This window comes from Protofrankia sp. Cr1, from assembly GCF_963555865.1.
Lineage (GTDB): Bacteria > Actinomycetota > Actinomycetes > Frankiales > Frankiaceae > Protofrankia.
Window position 1 is genome coordinate 3,110 of sequence record NZ_CAUVXO010000490.1, and the last position, 817, is coordinate 3,926.

2 protein-coding genes are annotated in these 817 nt (G+C 71.5%); both read left to right on the forward strand.

Going from position 1 to position 817, the window contains the following annotated elements; translation table 11 throughout:
- Nucleotides 1-15 precede the first annotated feature (15 nt).
- Entirely contained in the window at nucleotides 16-267 is a 252-nt protein-coding gene (locus U9980_RS24375; protein ID WP_322770071.1) for a WhiB family transcriptional regulator, read from the forward strand.
- Complete coding sequence (locus tag U9980_RS24380) at nucleotides 264-680, forward strand: hypothetical protein (protein ID WP_322770070.1); 417 nt, start codon at nucleotides 264-266, stop codon at nucleotides 678-680. The genes U9980_RS24375 and U9980_RS24380 overlap by 4 nt, the downstream gene beginning before the upstream one ends.
- Nucleotides 681-817 lie beyond the last annotated feature (137 nt).

Genomic DNA, 817 nt, shown 5'->3' on the forward strand with positions numbered 1-817 from the left:
CGGTGCGGCATGAGCGTGGACTGGCGGCAGCGGGCGGCCTGCCGGAATACGAACCCGGACCTGTTCTTCCCCGCTGGCACCTCCGGCGACACGGTGGAACGTCAGGTTGCGGCGGCCAAGGCGCTGTGCGCCCGGTGCCCGGTCCGATGTGCCTGCCTGGACTGGGCGCTGACCACCGGGCAGGACGCCGGCATCTGGGGCGGCCTGGACGAAGACGAACGCCGGACGCTGCGGCGCCCGGCTCGCACCCCGGTACGCACGTCATGACGGCCCCGGTGATGGCCCGCCCGGCGGGCTCGGTGGAGTTGGCGCGGGCGCTGGCCGATGTGCGTCACCTCTCGGCACGGGAGTGGACGGCAGCGCGGGACTACGCGGATGCGGTGGCCGCCGAGGGTGATGCACTGGTCGCCTACGCGTTCACGATCGCCGACGGCGCCGCTGAGGACGAGGTCCGCGCCGCCCGCGAGGTGCTCGCGCACACGCTGGGCCGCCGCGATGACGCCGGCCGACGACTCGGCCTGAACGGCCAGCCGTCCGAGGCGATCCGGGTGGTGCGGGAGCTGCTCGACGCGGCCCGCACTGCTCGAGCCGGCTCAACGGAAACACAAATTCGGGTGGGGCGGTTCCGCTCGGACCCCATGGATTCACACAGCGGGGGTGTGGCGGGGCTTAGGCCCTGACACCCCACGACCACCGACGAGATGACTGCCTCTGAGGAAAAACGGGGTTCCGGCGGGCTGCCACCCACCGGAACCCCAGAGCATCGGATCTTGAAGGGATCTCATCGATGCAGATCAAGGCTAGCGCGCCCTCGACT

Excerpts from the sequence above, each read along its gene's own strand:
- U9980_RS24380 (WP_322770070.1), top strand. The coding sequence starts at position 264 with ATGACGGCCCCGGTGATGGCCCGCCCGGCGGGCTCGGTGGAGTTGGCG.